This window comes from Pseudomonas sp. FW306-02-D09B (assembly GCF_058782685.1).
Genome location: NZ_JBYSXY010000025.1, coordinates 1 through 15,425, shown reverse-complemented (window position 1 = coordinate 15,425; position 15,425 = coordinate 1). Strand labels below are relative to the sequence as shown.

Here is a 15,425-nt window from a genome sequence, read left to right as displayed (position 1 = left end):
TTGCGATGAAACGTGTAGGTCTGATCGGTTGGCGCGGTATGGTCGGTTCCGTGCTCATGCAGCGGATGCTGGAAGAGCAGGATTTCGATCTTATTGAGCCGGTGTTTTTCACCACTTCCAATGTGGGTGGCCAAGGCCCGTCCGTGGGTAAGGATATTGCTCCGCTCAAGGACGCTTACAGCATTGAAGAGCTGAAAACCCTCGACGTGATTCTGACCTGCCAGGGTGGCGACTACACCAGCGAAGTCTTCCCGAAACTGCGCGAAGCCGGTTGGCAGGGTTACTGGATCGACGCCGCTTCCAGCCTGCGCATGCAGGATGACGCGGTGATCGTTCTGGACCCGGTGAACCGCAAGGTCATCGACCAGCAACTCGACGCGGGCACCAAGAACTACATCGGCGGCAACTGCACCGTCAGCCTGATGCTGATGGGTTTGGGCGGTCTGTTCGAAGCCGGTCTGGTGGAGTGGATGAGCGCCATGACCTATCAGGCGGCCTCCGGTGGCGGCGCGCAGCACATGCGTGAACTGATCAAGCAAATGGGTGTGACCCACGCAGCTGTCGCCGATCAACTGGCCGATCCGGCCAGCGCCATCCTCGACATCGACCGTCGTGTCGCCGAAGCCATGCGCAGCGATGCGTACCCGACCGAAAACTTCGGCGTACCATTGGCCGGCAGCCTGATCCCGTGGATCGACAAGGAACTGCCGAACGGTCAGAGCCGCGAAGAGTGGAAGGCCCAGGCCGAGACCAACAAGATCCTCGGTCGCTTCAAGAGCCCGATCCCGGTGGATGGCATCTGCGTGCGCATCGGCGCCATGCGTTGCCACAGCCAGGCGCTGACCATCAAGCTGAACAAAGATGTGCCGATCGCCGATATCGAAGGGCTGATCAGCCAGCACAACCCATGGGTCAAGCTGGTGCCGAACCAGCGCGAAATCAGTATGCAGGAGCTGAGCCCGACCAAGGTCACCGGCACTCTGAATGTACCGGTTGGCCGTCTGCGCAAGCTGAACATGGGTTCGCAGTTCGTCGGTGCTTTCACCGTCGGCGACCAACTGCTGTGGGGCGCGGCCGAACCGCTGCGTCGCATGCTGCGGATTCTGCTGGAGCGTTGATTCGCTGATGTAATGAAAAAGCCCGCATCTCGAAAGAGCTGCGGGTTTTTTTATGGCCGTTAGCGGGGGGGATATTGTGTCGCCTGGTCGGCCGCCATCGCGGGCAAGCCTTGCTCCTACGAGGTTTGTGTTGGCCGCATTCCATCTGCACGACGCATAACCTGTAGGAGCAAGGCTTGCCCGCGATGAGGCCCGCGAGGACAACCCAAAAGTTCCGCCGAATTGCCTGCATGCCAGCCACCCGGTAAAGTGCCGCTCCCCCCGTTTCGCCTGAGGTAGATCCATGAGCCAGTCCTTTGATATCGCCGTCGTCGGCGCCACCGGTACTGTCGGCGAAACACTCGTCCAGATCCTTGAAGAGCGCGACTTCCCGGTTGCCAACCTGCACCTGCTCGCCAGCAGTGAATCGGCAGGGCATTCGGTGCCGTTTCGCGGCAAGAACGTACGGGTGCGGGAAGTCGACGAATTTGATTTCAGCAAGGTCCAGCTGGTGTTCTTCGCCGCCGGCCCTGCGGTCACCCTGAGCTTTGCGCCGCGTGCCACGGCCGCCGGTTGCGCGCTGATCGATTTGTCCGGCGCCTTGCCGGCGGAACAGGCACCGCAGGTGGTGCCGGAAGCTAACAGCCAAGTGCTGGCCGGTTTGAAAAAGCCGTTTCAGGTAAGCAGTCCAAGTGCATCGGCCACCACCCTGGCCGTGGTGCTGGCGCCATTGCGCGAATTGCTCGACCTGCAGCGAGTGACCGTCACTGCCAGCCTGGCCGTTTCCGCTCAGGGCCGCGAAGCAGTCAGCGAGCTGGCACGGCAGACAGCAGAACTGCTGAATGTTCGCCCGCTGGAGCCGCGTTTCTTTGATCGGCAAATGGCCTTCAACCTGCTGGCACAAGTCGGCACGCCGGATGCTCAGGGGCATACGCTGCTGGAAAAACGCCTGGTTCGAGAGCTGCGCGAGGTCATGGCGCAGCCTTTATTAAAGATTTCTGTCACTTGCATTCAAGCCCCGGTGTTTTTCGGCGATAGCTTTAGCGTGACCTTGCAGTCAGCCAAGGCTGTCGACCTGGCGGCGGTGAATGCTGCGCTTGAGGCGGCGCCGGGTGTCGAGCTGGTCGAGGCGGGCGATTACCCGACGCCGGTGGGCGATGCGGTAGGGCAGGACGTGGTCTACGTCGGTCGGGTTCGTAGCGGTATCGACGATCCGGCGGAACTTAACGTGTGGCTGACGTCAGATAACGTACGCAAAGGCGCTGCACTCAATGCGGTGCAGGTGGCTGAGTTGTTGATAAAAGACCTTGTGTAAAAGATACTTGGCAACAATTTGCAAATAGATTCTAGTCGTACAGGCCGCAAGGCCTGAATGCTGGAGGCGAGCCGCCATCAGGGGCTTCCAAGGGCATCAGTGAAATAAGCGCGCGCAGAGACTCTTCGAGGCTGCGCGCAATGCCTTACGGCAGCGGTATCAACACCTTCTCGCTTGCCGAGGAAAGTTCAACAAAGGATGAGGCTATGGTTCAAGTTCGCAAACTGGTGTTAGCAATAGCGGCCGCCTCGGCGCTGTCCTCCGGTATGGCGCATGCCCTCGGGCTTGGGGAATTGACCCTGAAGTCGACCCTGAACCAGCCCCTGGTGGCAGAAATCGAGTTGCTCGACGTCAAGGACCTCACCGCTGCCGAAGTGGTGCCGAGCCTGGCGTCGGCCGATGATTTCGCCAAGGCCGGGGTTGATCGTCAGGCGTTCCTCAATGACCTGACGTTCACGCCAGTGCTCAATGCCAGCGGTAAAAGCATCCTGCGGGTGACTTCAAGTCAGCCACTCTCCGAGCCGATGGTGAAATTCCTGGTTCAGGTGATGTGGCCAAGCGGCCGACTGCTGCGCGACTACAGCGTACTGCTCGATCCGTCCAAATTCTCGCCGCAGACGGCTGACGCTGCTGCGCAATCCGCACCGGCTCAAGCGCCGGCGATCAACGCACCAGTGACTGGCGCGAGCAAGCCTAAACAGCACGTCACGACGCCGCGCGACACCTTGTGGGAAATCGCCGCGAAAGCACGCAATGGCGGCTCGATCCAGCAAACCATGCTGGCGATTCAGGCGCTGAACCCGAACGCCTTTATCGATGGCAACATCAATCGACTGAAAACCGGTCAGGTCTTGCGCCTGCCGGACGCCACACAAAGCACCAGCTTGCCGCAGCCTAAAGCCATTGCCGAAGTCGCCGCGCAGAACACGGCCTGGCGTCAGGGGCGCCGCTCGGTTCACCGGGCGCAGGCGCAACAGCTTGATGCAACCAAGCGTGGGCATGATGTGGTCGCGCCGCAAGGCACTGCCAAGGACAAGTTGAGCCTGGTCTCGGCCGAATCCGGCAAGAAAGGTGGTAAAGGTGCAGCGGGCGATAGCAAGGCCATCAGCAATAAGCTGGCGGTAGCCCAGGAAGGCCTCGATACGACTCGTCGTGACAATGCCGAGCTGAAAAGCCGCATAACTGACTTGCAGAGTCAGATGGACAAACTCCAGCGCTTGATCGAGCTGAAAAATAATCAATTGGCCAAGATGCAGGCAGAAGGCGCGGGGGAAAACTCTGCAGCTCAACCTTCGGCGCCGATCTCGGCTGATCTGGTTACCCAGCCAGCGGCGGCGCCTGCACCCGCGGTAGCCCCAGAGGCAACGCCGGCCGCAGTGCCTGCCGAAGCGCCGATTCAGGCAACCCCGGCAGCGAGCGACGAGCAAAAGTACAACGAACTGCTGACCAATCCGATACTCCTGGGTCTGGTGGGTGGCGGTGCGGTGGTGGTGCTGTTGCTGCTGTTGTTGCTGGCGCGTCGGCGCAAGGCTCAACAGGAAGCCGAGAAGCACAAGCGCATGGCGAAGGCACTGGCTGAAGAGTCGGACTTGACGCAAGACTTCGATCTGCCGGAAAGCAGCTTCGAAGGCCTCGAAGTGCCGCCGCCAGTCGTCAAGCTTGCAACGCCTCCAGCTCCAGCTCCAGTCGTGGCGCCGGTGGTAGTGACGCCGCCGATTGCTGCACCATTGGTCGCGCCGGCGGCCGAGCGTTCGGACGATGTCCTGGCGCAAGCCCAGTCGCACATCAATGCCGGGCGTTTGAATCAGGCTGCCAGCCTGCTTGAAGAGGGTATCAAGCAAGAGCCGCAACGCAGCGACCTGCGCTTGAAGCTGATGGAAGTCTACGGCCAGCAGGGCGATCGCAGTGCGTTCGTGGCGCAAGAGCGTCAGCTGGTTGCCAATGGCAAAAATCATGCTGACGTTGAACAGCTGAAAAGCCGCTTTCCGGCGATGGTTGCCGTGGCTGCAGTTGGCGGCATCGCCGCCGCAGCGGTTGCCGCCGAGCTGGATGCGCAGTACGTCAAGGACCTGCTGCACGAGGAGCCCAAGGCGCCGGAGCCTGAAGCTGCACCGGCCGATGATGACTTCGACAGCGCCTTCGATCTGAGTCTGGACGATCTGGAGGCCGCATCGCCAACGGTCGTTACGCCAGAGACGCCGGAGCCGGCGCTGGATCTGGACGCTTTTCCGCTAGATGACGATCTGAGCTTCGAATCTGTTCTGCAACAGCAGACCGAAGCCAAGGACAGCCTGGATGATCTGTCGGATTTCGACCTTGATCTGGGTGGCGACGTGCCGGATGCAACGCTGGCCGATGACGAGTTCCTGCTCAACCTCGACGACGATCTGAAAGACCTGCCAGTAGTCGAGTCGCCGGCAGTCACAGAAGCGGCGCTTGATGATCTGGAGTTGCCGGCCGATTTCGATCTGTCCCTGGCAGATGAAATCGATGCTCACGCCAAGCCTGAGCCGGACGACTTCATGTCCGAACTGGATGACGTCAATGCCGAGCTGGATCGTTTGTCCGGTAGCCTGGAGCATCCGCCTATTGCTGCGCCAAGCTTCACCGCTGAAGATGCGGCGGCGGGGATGGAGATGGAGATGGGTGAGCCCGATTTCGATTTCCTCTCGGGCACTGACGAAGTTGCGACCAAGCTGGACCTGGCGCAGGCTTACATCGACATGGGTGACAACGATGGCGCGCGGGACATCCTCGGTGAGGTGCTCAGCGAGGGTAATGACGGTCAGAAGAGCGAAGCCAAGGACATGTTGGCGCGTATGGCCTGATGACCGGTAACGCATAACGAAAACGGCAGCCCATCGAGGCTGCCGTTTTTGTTTCGGGGGTTTAGGGATTGGTCACATAACCTGTGGTGAGGGAGCTTGCTCCCGCTGGGTTGCGAAGCGACCCCAAAATCTGCAATCGCATTCTTTCAGGTACTCCTCGCCAGAAGGCTTTACGACTGCTTCGCAATCGAGCGGGAGCAAGCTCCCTCGCCACAAGTGCATCACCTTAAGCCAGCAAGTCTTCGTAAAACGCACCGAATGGTCGGGTGGAGTGGGCCAGCTGGATTTCGAGGATCCACAGTCCCACATTCGGGCAGGCGTCGAAATTGCCCAGATCCCCTGCGCGATAGATTGCGTGGGGGAAATCGCTGACCCTGTGACCCTTGATGTCCAGGTTCAACACCCAGCCCATTTCGCGCGCCTGTTCTTCTGCGTAGCGATACAGTTCGGGGCCGGCGACCTGATGGGTTCGCCAATAGTCGTGGACCTGATCGAACAGGGTTTTTGCGGCCGCTGCACAGGCCTGCATTTCAGGGTCGTTGCCGGTGGTGAACGTGGCGCCGCAGTCGCCTTCGTGGCGATCCCACACGACACCGAGATCAATGAAGAAAATATCGTTTTCGCCCAGCACCGGATCGCCGCTGGAAGGCTGCTTGAAGGTTTTCAGGGTGTTCTCGCCGAAGCGGATCTTGGTTGGGTGCCAGATGCGGTCCATGCCCAGTTCGGTCAGTACTTCAAGTCCCATCTGCAGGGCTTCGGACTCGAGCATGCCGGGTTTTATCCGGCTGGCCATTTCTTCGATGGCTTCCCAGGTCTTGCGTTTGGCATGGAGCATTCCCTCCAGGCTGTAGGCCAATCCAACGGCTTCCTTTTGCATGGCGCTCATGTGTCGGGTCTCGTCAGGTTTATGGTTTTCGTTATGTGGTTATCTATATAGCGAAACTGCGGGCGGCGCATGCAAATGTCAAATCGCTTATCGGGGCTCGAACAAAAAACACCATGAACATGGCGTCCCGGCACCACGGCCTTATAATGCCTGCCTTTGCGTAGATCAGCAGGCTGTCATTCCTTGGCAAATATAGATAACCCGGCCGCCGAAATGGCGGCCGACGGCTTTTTCCGGATCGCGTTGGGCGTTGAATACAAAGGCTCGCGCTATCGAGGCTGGCAGCGTCAGGCGTCCGGTGTGGCCACCGTACAGGAAATCCTCGAAACGGCGCTGTCGAAGGTCGCGGACTCGCCGGTGTCCTTGCACTGCGCAGGTCGCACCGACGCCGGCGTGCATGCCTGTGGCCAGGTGGTGCATTTCGATACCCAGGTCGACCGTTCGTTGAAGGCCTGGGTTATGGGTGCCAACATCAACTTGCCCCACGACATCAGTGTCAGTTGGGCCAAGGTCATGCCCGCGCACTTTCATGCGCGTTTCAAGGCGATTGCCCGGCGTTATCGGTATGTGATCTACAACGATCAGATCCGTCCGGCGCACCTCAACGAAGAGGTCACCTGGAATCACCGGCCGCTGGATGTCCAGCGCATGGCCGACGCGGCGCAACATCTGATCGGTACCCACGACTTCAGCGCTTTCCGCGCCGGACAGTGCCAGGCCAAGTCGCCGATCAAGGAAATCCATCACCTGCGCGTCACCCGGCACGGCAAGATGATCGTGCTGGATATCCGCGCCAGTGCGTTCCTGCATCACATGGTGCGCAATATCGCCGGCGTGCTGATGACCATCGGTGCCGGTGAGCGTCCGGTGGAGTGGGCCAAAGAAGTGCTGGAAAGCCGGGTCCGCCGTACCGGTGGCGTCACGGCCCATCCATTCGGGCTGTACCTGGTGCAGGTCGAGTACCGCGACGAGTTCGAGTTGCCCGAGCGCTACATCGGTCCGCACTTCCTGACCGGCTTCTCGGAACTTGACGGCTGACGCCCTCGAATGCATTTGCTACCATCCGGGACTTTCCCGGATTTGCCCTGAGGTTCAAACGACATGTCAGCCGTTCGCAGCAAAATTTGTGGGATTACCCGCATTGAAGATGCGTTGGCGGCGGTTGATGCCGGGGCGGACGCAATCGGTCTGGTGTTCTATGCCAAAAGCCCGCGGGCGGTGACGGTGCAGCAGGCTCGGGCGATCATCGCCGCGTTGCCGCCATTCGTGACCACGGTGGGCTTGTTCGTCAACGCCAGCCGCTGCGAACTCGGTGAGATTCTCGACGCGGTGCCGCTGGACCTGTTGCAGTTCCACGGCGACGAAACCCCGGCCGATTGCGAGGGTTACCATCGACCGTACATCAAGGCATTGCGGGTCAAGGCGGGCGACGACATCGCTGCCAGTTGCGATCTTTACGCTAAAGCCAGCGGCATTTTGCTCGATACCTATGTCGAAGGTGTTCCCGGCGGAACCGGCGAGGCCTTTGACTGGTCATTGATACCGCAAGGTTTGAGCAAGCCGATCATCCTTGCCGGTGGGCTGTCGGCGGCTAATGTCGCCGAGGCCATTGCCCGGGTTCACCCGTACGCGGTGGACGTCAGCGGTGGGGTAGAGCAGAGCAAGGGCATCAAGGATCACGCGAAGATTCGCGCGTTTATACAGGCAGTGCGCACTAGCGTGTAGTCGATGTGACGGCTGGCAGTCTGCCGCCGTCCATTGCACTGTACGAAACAGGTGTACTGCATACGGCAGGCATGGCTGAGGGTTGTTGGGTTGTACGAAGGTCAGTCTTGCTGACCCGGCCATCCACCGACCATCGCCGCACACATGAATTTAGCTCAAGGGCATACGCGGGGCTGCGAACCAAAGCGTTCGGGCCGCCGGTACTGGAGAAAGAAAGCATGAGCAACTGGTTAGTAGACAAACTGATCCCTTCGATCATGCGTTCCGAGGTGAAGAAAAGCTCGGTGCCTGAAGGCCTGTGGCACAAGTGCCCGTCCTGCGAGGCGGTGTTGTATCGTCCAGAGCTGGAAAAGACCCTGGATGTTTGCCCCAAGTGCAACCACCACATGCGCATCGGCGCGCGTGCGCGGATCGACATTTTCCTGGATGCCGAAGGCCGTGCCGAACTGGGCGCTGACCTGGAGCCGGTTGACCGTCTGAAATTCCGCGACGGCAAGAAGTACAAGGATCGCCTGACCGCTGCGCAGAAGCAGACCGGCGAAAAAGACGCACTGATCTCCATGAGCGGTACCCTGCTGGGCATGCCTGTGGTGGTGTCGGCGTTCGAATTCTCCTTCATGGGCGGTTCGATGGGCGCGATCGTCGGCGAGCGCTTCGTGCGTGCGGCCAACTACGCGCTGGAAAACCGTTGCCCGATGATCTGCTTCGCCGCTTCCGGTGGTGCTCGGATGCAGGAAGCGCTGATCTCGCTGATGCAAATGGCCAAGACCTCCGCGGTACTGGCGCGTCTGCGCGAAGAAGGCATTCCGTTCATCTCTGTGCTGACCGACCCGGTCTACGGCGGTGTTTCCGCCAGTCTGGCGATGCTCGGCGACGTGATCGTCGGTGAGCCGAAAGCCCTGATCGGCTTCGCCGGTCCGCGCGTTATCGAACAGACCGTGCGTGAAAAACTGCCGGAAGGTTTCCAGCGCAGCGAGTTCCTGCTGGAGCACGGCGCGATCGACATGATCATTGCGCGTCAGGAGTTGCGTCCGCGTCTGGGTAACCTGCTGGCACAACTGATGGGTCTGCCGACGCCTGAGTTCGTGGCTGCGCCCGTCGAGCCAATCGTGGTTCCGCCGGTGCCTGCAAACCTATGACCGAACGTACCCTTGGCGACTGGCTCGCCTACCTTGAGCAGTTGCATCCGTCAGCCATCGATATGGGGCTTGCGCGCTCGCAAGAGGTAGCCTCCCGGATGGGATTGGGCAAGCCAGCGCCTCGGGTGATCACGGTCACCGGCACCAACGGCAAAGGGTCTACCTGTGCGTTCGTGGCATCATTGCTGCGGGCGCAGGGGCTCACGGTCGGTGTCTACAATTCTCCGCACCTGCTGCGTTACAACGAGCGGGTGCAGATCAATGGCGTCGAAGCCACTGATGCGCAGTTGTGCGAAGCCTTTGCGGCAGTCGACGCCGGGCGCGGTGAAATTTCCCTGACCTACTTTGAAGTGGGCACTCTGGCGGCGTTCTGGTTGTTTCAGCGTGCAGGTCTGGATGCGGTGGTGCTGGAAGTCGGCCTCGGCGGACGCCTGGATACCGTCAATCTGGTGGATGCCGATGTCGCACTGGTCACCAGCATTGGCGTTGATCACGCCGATTATCTCGGTAATACCCGCGAATCCGTTGCCTTCGAAAAGGCTGGCATCTTCCGTCAGGGCGCGCCTGCGCTCTGTGGTGACCTCAATCCGCCTCAACCCCTGCTGGATAAAGTGCGCGAGCTCAATTGCCCGTTCTTCTTGCGGGGTCGTGATTTCGATTTAGGCGTTACCGAGCGGAACTGGCAGTGGCGGGGCGTCGATCCCCAAGGGCGTGCGATAGAACTGCACGACTTGCCGCTGCTCGATCTGCCGATGGAGAACGCCGCGCTGGCGTTGCAGGCTTATGCGCTGCTGGGTTTGCCATGGCAGGCCGAGCAAATTGTCGCTGCGTTGAAAGCAACGAAAGTGGTCGGGCGTCTGGATCGCCGCCAGTTCAACTGGCACGGCAAGCGCCTGAACCTGATGCTGGATGTGGGTCATAACCCGCATGCGGCCGAGTACCTGGCCCAGCGTTTGGCTCGCCGGCCAATAGCAGGTCGACGGTTGGCGGTATTTGGTTTGTTGGCTGACAAGGATCTCGATGGAGTTGTCGGCGAATTGAGTGGTAGTGTCCAGCATTGGGCTGTCGCCCCTCTCGATTCTGCACGCGCGCGTCCGGTTGCGGATTTGCAGGCTGCGTTGCAGAACCTTGGGGCGTCGGTAACATCCTATGCAAGTGTCGCCGATGCCCTGGAAGGGCAGTGCGCGCTGGCAACGGCGGAAGATGAAATTCTGCTGTTCGGATCATTTTATTGTGTTGCCGAGGCCCTCGAATGGTTGGCTCGGCGCTCCACGGAGGAAGCTGCACATGGCTTTGCTGGATAACGCGTACAAGCAGCGGATGGTTGGGGCACTGGTTCTGGTGGCATTGGCGGTGATTTTCTTGCCAATGCTGTTTTCCCGGGAAGATGAGCAGCGTCAGGTGGTGGTTCATGCCCCGGCTGCACCTCAAGCCCCGGCAATGCCGCAGGTGCAGATCGAGCCCGTGGTGGTGCCGGAGCCGCAAGCGTTGCCGCAGGAGCCGGTTCCAAGTGATGAAGAGATTACTGCCCAACAAGCACCGCCCAAGCCGGTTGCCCCCAGCGCTCCCATCGCACCAGCCCCGGTTGTCGCTAAACCGGTAACGCCACCGCCTGCGCCCAAACCGGCAGCAGCGCCGGCGCAACCGATCGCCGCGGCGCCGAGCAAGCCTGACACCAGCCAGAGTCGCGTGGATGCCAATGGCCTGTCGGTCAGTTGGTCGGTGCAGTTGGCCAGCCTGTCGAGCCGTGAAAGCGCCGAAAGCTTGCAGAAAACCCTGCGTAGCCAGGGTTACAATGCCTACATCCGTACCGCCGATGGCAAGAACCGGGTGTTTGTCGGTCCGTTGATCGAGCGTGCAGAGGCTGATCGCCTGCGTGACCTGCTGGGTCGGCAGCAGAACCTCAAGGGCTTTGTCGTTCGCTTTCAGCCTGAGCGCGGCTAACGCTAACTGACTGATTTCAAATGCACTTGCAATCGCAGCTTACCGACAGCCATGGGCTCTGCTAAAATGCGCCGCCTTATCCGTCTGTAGGCTGCACTGTGCCATTTACCTGGGTTGACTGGGCGATCGTCGCGATCGTCGCCATCTCCGCTTTGATTAGTCTGAGCCGCGGCTTCGTCAAGGAAGCCTTGTCGCTGCTGACCTGGATCATCGCAGGAGCTGTTGCCTGGATGTTCGGTGGCTCACTGTCCGAGTACCTCGCCGGATACATCGAAACACCGTCGGCTCGCGTGATCGCGGGCTGTGCCATCATTTTTGTCGCCACCTTAATAGTGGGCGCAATGATCAATTACCTTATCAGCGAACTGGTTCGCGTCACCGGCCTGTCCGGGACCGACCGTTTTCTTGGCATGGCCTTCGGCGCGGCGCGTGGCGCGCTGCTGGTGGTCACCGCCGTCGGGCTCTTGAGTCTGGGCCCGGTACAGCAGGATAAGTGGTGGCAGGAGTCAAGGCTCGTGCCACAATTTCTATTGGTTGCAGACTGGTCCAAAAACCTCATATTAGGGTGGAGCAGTCAGTGGCTGGCCAGCGGTATCAGCGTACCCGCTGACATACCGTTCAAGGAGCATCTCTTGCCGACGGCCAAAACGCCGCAGTGAGATGTGTTCAGTTCAGTTTCATTAAGTAGGGGTTGCGTCGCATGTGTGGCATCGTCGGTATCGTCGGTAAGTCGAACGTCAATCAGGCGCTGTATGACGCGCTAACCGTCCTCCAGCACCGCGGCCAGGACGCTGCCGGTATCGTGACCAGCCATGATGGCCGGTTATTCCTGCGCAAGGACAACGGTCTGGTTCGTGACGTGTTTCATCAGCGTCACATGCAGCGCCTGGTCGGTCACATGGGTATTGGCCATGTGCGTTATCCGACTGCGGGCAGCTCGACTTCGGCCGAAGCTCAACCGTTTTACGTCAACTCGCCGTATGGCATCACCCTGGCGCACAACGGTAACCTGACCAATGTTGAACAGCTGGCCAAGGAGATTTACGAATCTGACCTGCGCCACGTCAACACCAACTCCGATTCGGAAGTGCTGCTCAACGTGTTCGCTCACGAGCTGGCCCAGCGCGGCAAGTTGCAACCAACCGAAGAAGACGTGTTTGCGGCCGTCACCGACGTGCACAACCGTTGCGTGGGTGGTTACGCAGTCGTTGCGATGGTGACCGGTTACGGCATCGTCGGTTTCCGTGACCCGCACGGCATCCGCCCGATCGTCTTCGGCCAGCGTCATACCGACGAAGGCGTCGAATACATGATCGCCTCCGAAAGCGTTTCCCTGGACGTGCTCGGTTTCACCCTGATTCGCGACCTCGCGCCGGGCGAAGCGGTCTACATCACTGAAGACGGCAAGCTGCACACCCGTCAGTGCGCGACCAACCCATCGCTGACTCCATGCATTTTCGAACACGTCTACCTGGCGCGTCCGGATTCGATCATCGATGGCGTTTCGGTTTACAAGGCTCGCCTGCGCATGGGTGAGAAACTCGCCGAGAAGATCCTGCGCGAGCGTCCGGAGCATGACATCGACGTGGTCATCCCGATTCCGGATACCAGCCGCACCGCGGCGCTGGAGCTGGCGAACCATCTGGGCGTGAAGTTCCGCGAAGGCTTCGTGAAGAACCGCTACATCGGCCGGACCTTCATCATGCCGGGCCAGGCCGCACGGAAAAAATCCGTACGCCAGAAGCTCAACGCCATCGAGCTGGAATTCCGCGGCAAGAACGTGATGCTGGTGGACGACTCGATCGTTCGCGGCACTACCTGCAAGCAGATCATCCAGATGGCTCGCGAAGCCGGCGCCAAAAACGTCTACTTCTGCTCGGCAGCGCCAGCCGTGCGTTACCCGAACGTGTATGGCATCGACATGCCAAGCGCCCACGAGTTGATCGCTCACAATCGTACGACTCAAGACGTGGCTGATCTGATCGGCGCTGATTGGCTCATCTATCAGGACTTGCCTGACTTGATCGAAGCGGTCGGTGGCGGCAAGATCAAGATCGAGAACTTCGATTGTGCGGTGTTCGACGGCAAGTACGTCACCGGTGACGTCGACGAGGCTTACCTGAACAAGATCGAGCAGGCACGTAACGATGCCTCCAAGGTCAAGACGCAGGCAGTCAGTGCGATCATCGATCTGTACAACAACTGAGTTTCTACCGGCCCTGAGGGGCCGGTTTTGTATCTATCCATAAAGAACAAGGCAAGGAGTGACAGCATGAGTCAGGAGTGGGATGCCGGTCGGCTGGATAGCGACCTCGATGGCGTAGCGTTCGATACCCTGGCCGTACGCGCCGGTCAGCACCGTACGCCGGAAGGCGAACACGGTGATCCGATGTTCTTTACTTCAAGCTACGTGTTCCGTACCGCTGCCGATGCGGCGGCACGCTTCGCTGGCGAGGTGCCGGGCAACGTTTACTCGCGCTACACCAACCCGACCGTTCGTTCGTTCGAAGAGCGGATTGCCGCTCTCGAGGGTGCCGAGCAGGCAGTCGCAACGGCTACTGGTATGGCTGCGATCCTTGCGGTGGTGATGAGCCTGTGCAGTGCTGGCGATCATGTGCTGGTCTCGCGAAGCGTGTTCGGCTCGACCATCAGCCTGTTCGAAAAGTACTTCAAGCGTTTTGGCATCGAAGTCGATTACGTGCCCCTGGCTGAACTGTCTGGCTGGGACGCGGCGATCAAGGCCAACACCAAATTGCTGTTCGTCGAATCGCCGTCCAATCCTTTGGCCGAGTTGGTGGACATTGCTGCGTTGTCGAAAATCGCTCACGCCAAGGGCGCGATGCTGGTGGTCGACAACTGCTTCTGCACGCCAGCCTTGCAGCAGCCGCTGAAGCTCGGTGCGGACGTGGTCGTGCATTCGGCTACCAAGTTCATCGACGGCCAGGGTCGTTGCATGGGCGGTGTGGTGGCCGGTCGTAGCGAGCAGATGAAAGAGATCGTCGGTTTCCTGCGCACCGCCGGGCCGACCTTGAGCCCGTTCAACGCCTGGATCTTCCTCAAGGGTCTGGAAACGTTGAGTCTGCGCATGAAGGCGCATTGCGCCAATGCTCAGCAGCTGGCCGAGTGGCTGGAGCAGCAGGACGGCATCGAGAAAGTCCATTACGCCGGCCTCAAGAGCCATCCGCAGCATGAGTTGGCCCAGCGTCAGCAGAAAGGTTTTGGCGCCGTGGTGAGTTTCGAGGTCAAGGGTGGCAAAGACGGCGCCTGGCGCTTTATCGATGCCACGCGTTTGATTTCAATCACCGCCAACCTCGGTGACAGCAAGACCACCATTACCCATCCGAGCACCACCTCTCACGGTCGCCTGGCGCCGCAAGAGCGTGAGGCGGCGGGGATTCGCGACAGCTTGATCCGCATTGCGGTCGGCCTCGAAGACGTGGCTGACCTGCAAGCGGATCTGGCGCGCGGGCTGGCTGCCTTGTGATCGAGTTGTCCGCGCCTGCAAGCGGCGCTAATGGCCGGGTTGCACTGGTTACCGGTGCTGCGCGCGGCATCGGTCTGGGGATTGCCGCCTGGCTGGTCAGCGAAGGCTGGCAGGTGGTGCTGACCGATCTGGACCGTGCGCGCGGCTCGAAGGTTGCCAAGGTGCTGGGTGACAACGCCTGCTTCATTGGCATGGATGTGGCCGATGAACAGCAGGTGGCTCAGGGTGTCGCCGAGGTGCTTGGGCGGTTCGGTCGCATCGACGCGCTGGTGTGCAATGCGGCCGTCGCCGATCCGCACAACATCACGCTGGAAAGCCTCGATCTGGCGTACTGGAATCGGGTGTTGGCGGTGAATCTCAGTGGGCCGATGCTGCTGGCCAAGCACTGTGCGCCTTACTTGCGTGCTCACAGCGGCGCCATCGTCAATCTGGCTTCGACCCGAGCGGCACAGTCGGAGCCGGATACCGAGGCTTACGCGGCGAGCAAGGGCGGTTTGCTGGCATTGACTCACGCCTTGGCCATCAGCCTGGGGCCAGAGATTCGGGTCAATGCAGTCAGTCCCGGCTGGATTGATACGCGTGATCCGGCGGCGCGGCGTGCCGAACCGCTGAGCGATGCAGATCATGCTCAGCATCCGGCGGGCAGGGTAGGGACGGTCGAGGATGTGGCGGCGATGGTGGCCTGGCTGCTGTCGAAGAATGCCGGATTTGTAACGGGCCAGGAGTTTGTGGTCGACGGTGGCATGACCAAGAAAATGATTTATGGCGATTAACCGAGGTTCCGGGGCGGGGCTGGAGAAGGCTTGAGGTTGAGGGTGTCGCGGATTGGCACCCCAGGAGATGACATGATTTTGTCTTTTTCAGAAAAACTTCAAGCAGGCTATTGACTTAGCTTCGGTATCTGCGTAAATTTCGCGGCCTCAGAGAAGCAAAGGGTGATTAGCTCAGCTGGGAGAGCGTCTGCCTTACAAGCAGAATGTCGGCGGTTCGATCCCGTCATCACCCAC

At 60.2% G+C, this 15,425-nt stretch carries 13 protein-coding genes and 1 tRNA gene; 13 read left to right on the top strand and 1 reads right to left on the bottom strand.

Annotated elements, in window-relative coordinates; all coding sequences use genetic code 11:
- The first annotated feature begins 5 nt into the window (after positions 1-5).
- The 3 genes from asd to AC3WK5_RS26990 all read left to right on the top strand — a co-directional run bounded on the left by asd (position 6) and on the right by AC3WK5_RS26990 (position 5,240).
- A complete protein-coding gene (asd, locus tag AC3WK5_RS27000; protein ID WP_054596622.1) occupies positions 6-1,118 on the top strand; it encodes an aspartate-semialdehyde dehydrogenase in 1,113 nt (370 codons plus the stop codon).
- Positions 1,119-1,401: 283 nt separating this feature from the next.
- The gene (locus tag AC3WK5_RS26995; RefSeq protein ID WP_054596623.1) at positions 1,402-2,412 is read left to right on the top strand and encodes an aspartate-semialdehyde dehydrogenase; all 1,011 of its coding nucleotides are present in this window, start codon (positions 1,402-1,404) and stop codon (positions 2,410-2,412) included.
- 206 nt (positions 2,413-2,618) lie between these two features.
- Positions 2,619-5,240 (top strand): FimV/HubP family polar landmark protein, encoded by a 2,622-nt coding sequence (locus tag AC3WK5_RS26990; RefSeq protein ID WP_103319180.1) that lies wholly within the window; start codon positions 2,619-2,621, stop codon positions 5,238-5,240.
- 226 nt (positions 5,241-5,466) lie between these two features.
- On the opposite strand, the gene AC3WK5_RS26985 is transcribed toward AC3WK5_RS26990, so the two are convergent.
- Positions 5,467-6,126, bottom strand: coding sequence for a M24 family metallopeptidase (locus tag AC3WK5_RS26985; protein ID WP_103319178.1), 660 nt, complete (start codon positions 6,124-6,126; stop codon positions 5,467-5,469).
- Positions 6,127-6,339: 213 nt separating this feature from the next.
- Here AC3WK5_RS26985 and truA point away from each other — a divergent pair, with 213 nt between their 5' ends.
- The 10 genes from truA to AC3WK5_RS26935 all read left to right on the top strand — a co-directional run bounded on the left by truA (position 6,340) and on the right by AC3WK5_RS26935 (position 15,424).
- Complete coding sequence (gene truA / locus AC3WK5_RS26980; protein WP_103319176.1) at positions 6,340-7,164, top strand: tRNA pseudouridine(38-40) synthase TruA; 825 nt, start codon at positions 6,340-6,342, stop codon at positions 7,162-7,164.
- 63 nt (positions 7,165-7,227) lie between these two features.
- Positions 7,228-7,851 (top strand): phosphoribosylanthranilate isomerase, encoded by a 624-nt coding sequence (locus AC3WK5_RS26975; protein WP_103319174.1) that lies wholly within the window; start codon positions 7,228-7,230, stop codon positions 7,849-7,851.
- Between the two features lie 218 nt (positions 7,852-8,069).
- The gene (accD, locus tag AC3WK5_RS26970) at positions 8,070-8,990 is read left to right on the top strand and encodes an acetyl-CoA carboxylase, carboxyltransferase subunit beta (protein WP_054596628.1); all 921 of its coding nucleotides are present in this window, start codon (positions 8,070-8,072) and stop codon (positions 8,988-8,990) included.
- The gene (gene folC / locus AC3WK5_RS26965; RefSeq protein WP_103319173.1) at positions 8,987-10,294 is read left to right on the top strand and encodes a bifunctional tetrahydrofolate synthase/dihydrofolate synthase; all 1,308 of its coding nucleotides are present in this window, start codon (positions 8,987-8,989) and stop codon (positions 10,292-10,294) included. The genes accD and folC overlap by 4 nt, the downstream gene beginning before the upstream one ends.
- The gene (locus AC3WK5_RS26960) at positions 10,278-10,934 is read left to right on the top strand and encodes an SPOR domain-containing protein (RefSeq protein ID WP_103319171.1); all 657 of its coding nucleotides are present in this window, start codon (positions 10,278-10,280) and stop codon (positions 10,932-10,934) included. The genes folC and AC3WK5_RS26960 overlap by 17 nt, the downstream gene beginning before the upstream one ends.
- A 98-nt stretch (positions 10,935-11,032) precedes the next feature.
- Positions 11,033-11,593 (top strand): CvpA family protein, encoded by a 561-nt coding sequence (locus AC3WK5_RS26955; RefSeq protein WP_103319170.1) that lies wholly within the window; start codon positions 11,033-11,035, stop codon positions 11,591-11,593.
- A 41-nt stretch (positions 11,594-11,634) separates the two neighbouring features.
- Entirely contained in the window at positions 11,635-13,140 is a 1,506-nt protein-coding gene (gene purF, locus AC3WK5_RS26950; RefSeq protein ID WP_054596632.1) for an amidophosphoribosyltransferase, read from the top strand.
- A gap of 66 nt (positions 13,141-13,206) precedes the next feature.
- Entirely contained in the window at positions 13,207-14,418 is a 1,212-nt protein-coding gene (locus AC3WK5_RS26945) for an O-succinylhomoserine sulfhydrylase (RefSeq protein WP_103319168.1), read from the top strand.
- The gene (locus tag AC3WK5_RS26940; RefSeq protein WP_103319166.1) at positions 14,415-15,191 is read left to right on the top strand and encodes an SDR family oxidoreductase; all 777 of its coding nucleotides are present in this window, start codon (positions 14,415-14,417) and stop codon (positions 15,189-15,191) included. The genes AC3WK5_RS26945 and AC3WK5_RS26940 overlap by 4 nt, the downstream gene beginning before the upstream one ends.
- Positions 15,192-15,351: 160 nt before the next feature.
- A tRNA-Val gene (locus tag AC3WK5_RS26935) sits at positions 15,352-15,424 on the top strand.
- Position 15,425: the final 1 nt, after the last annotated feature.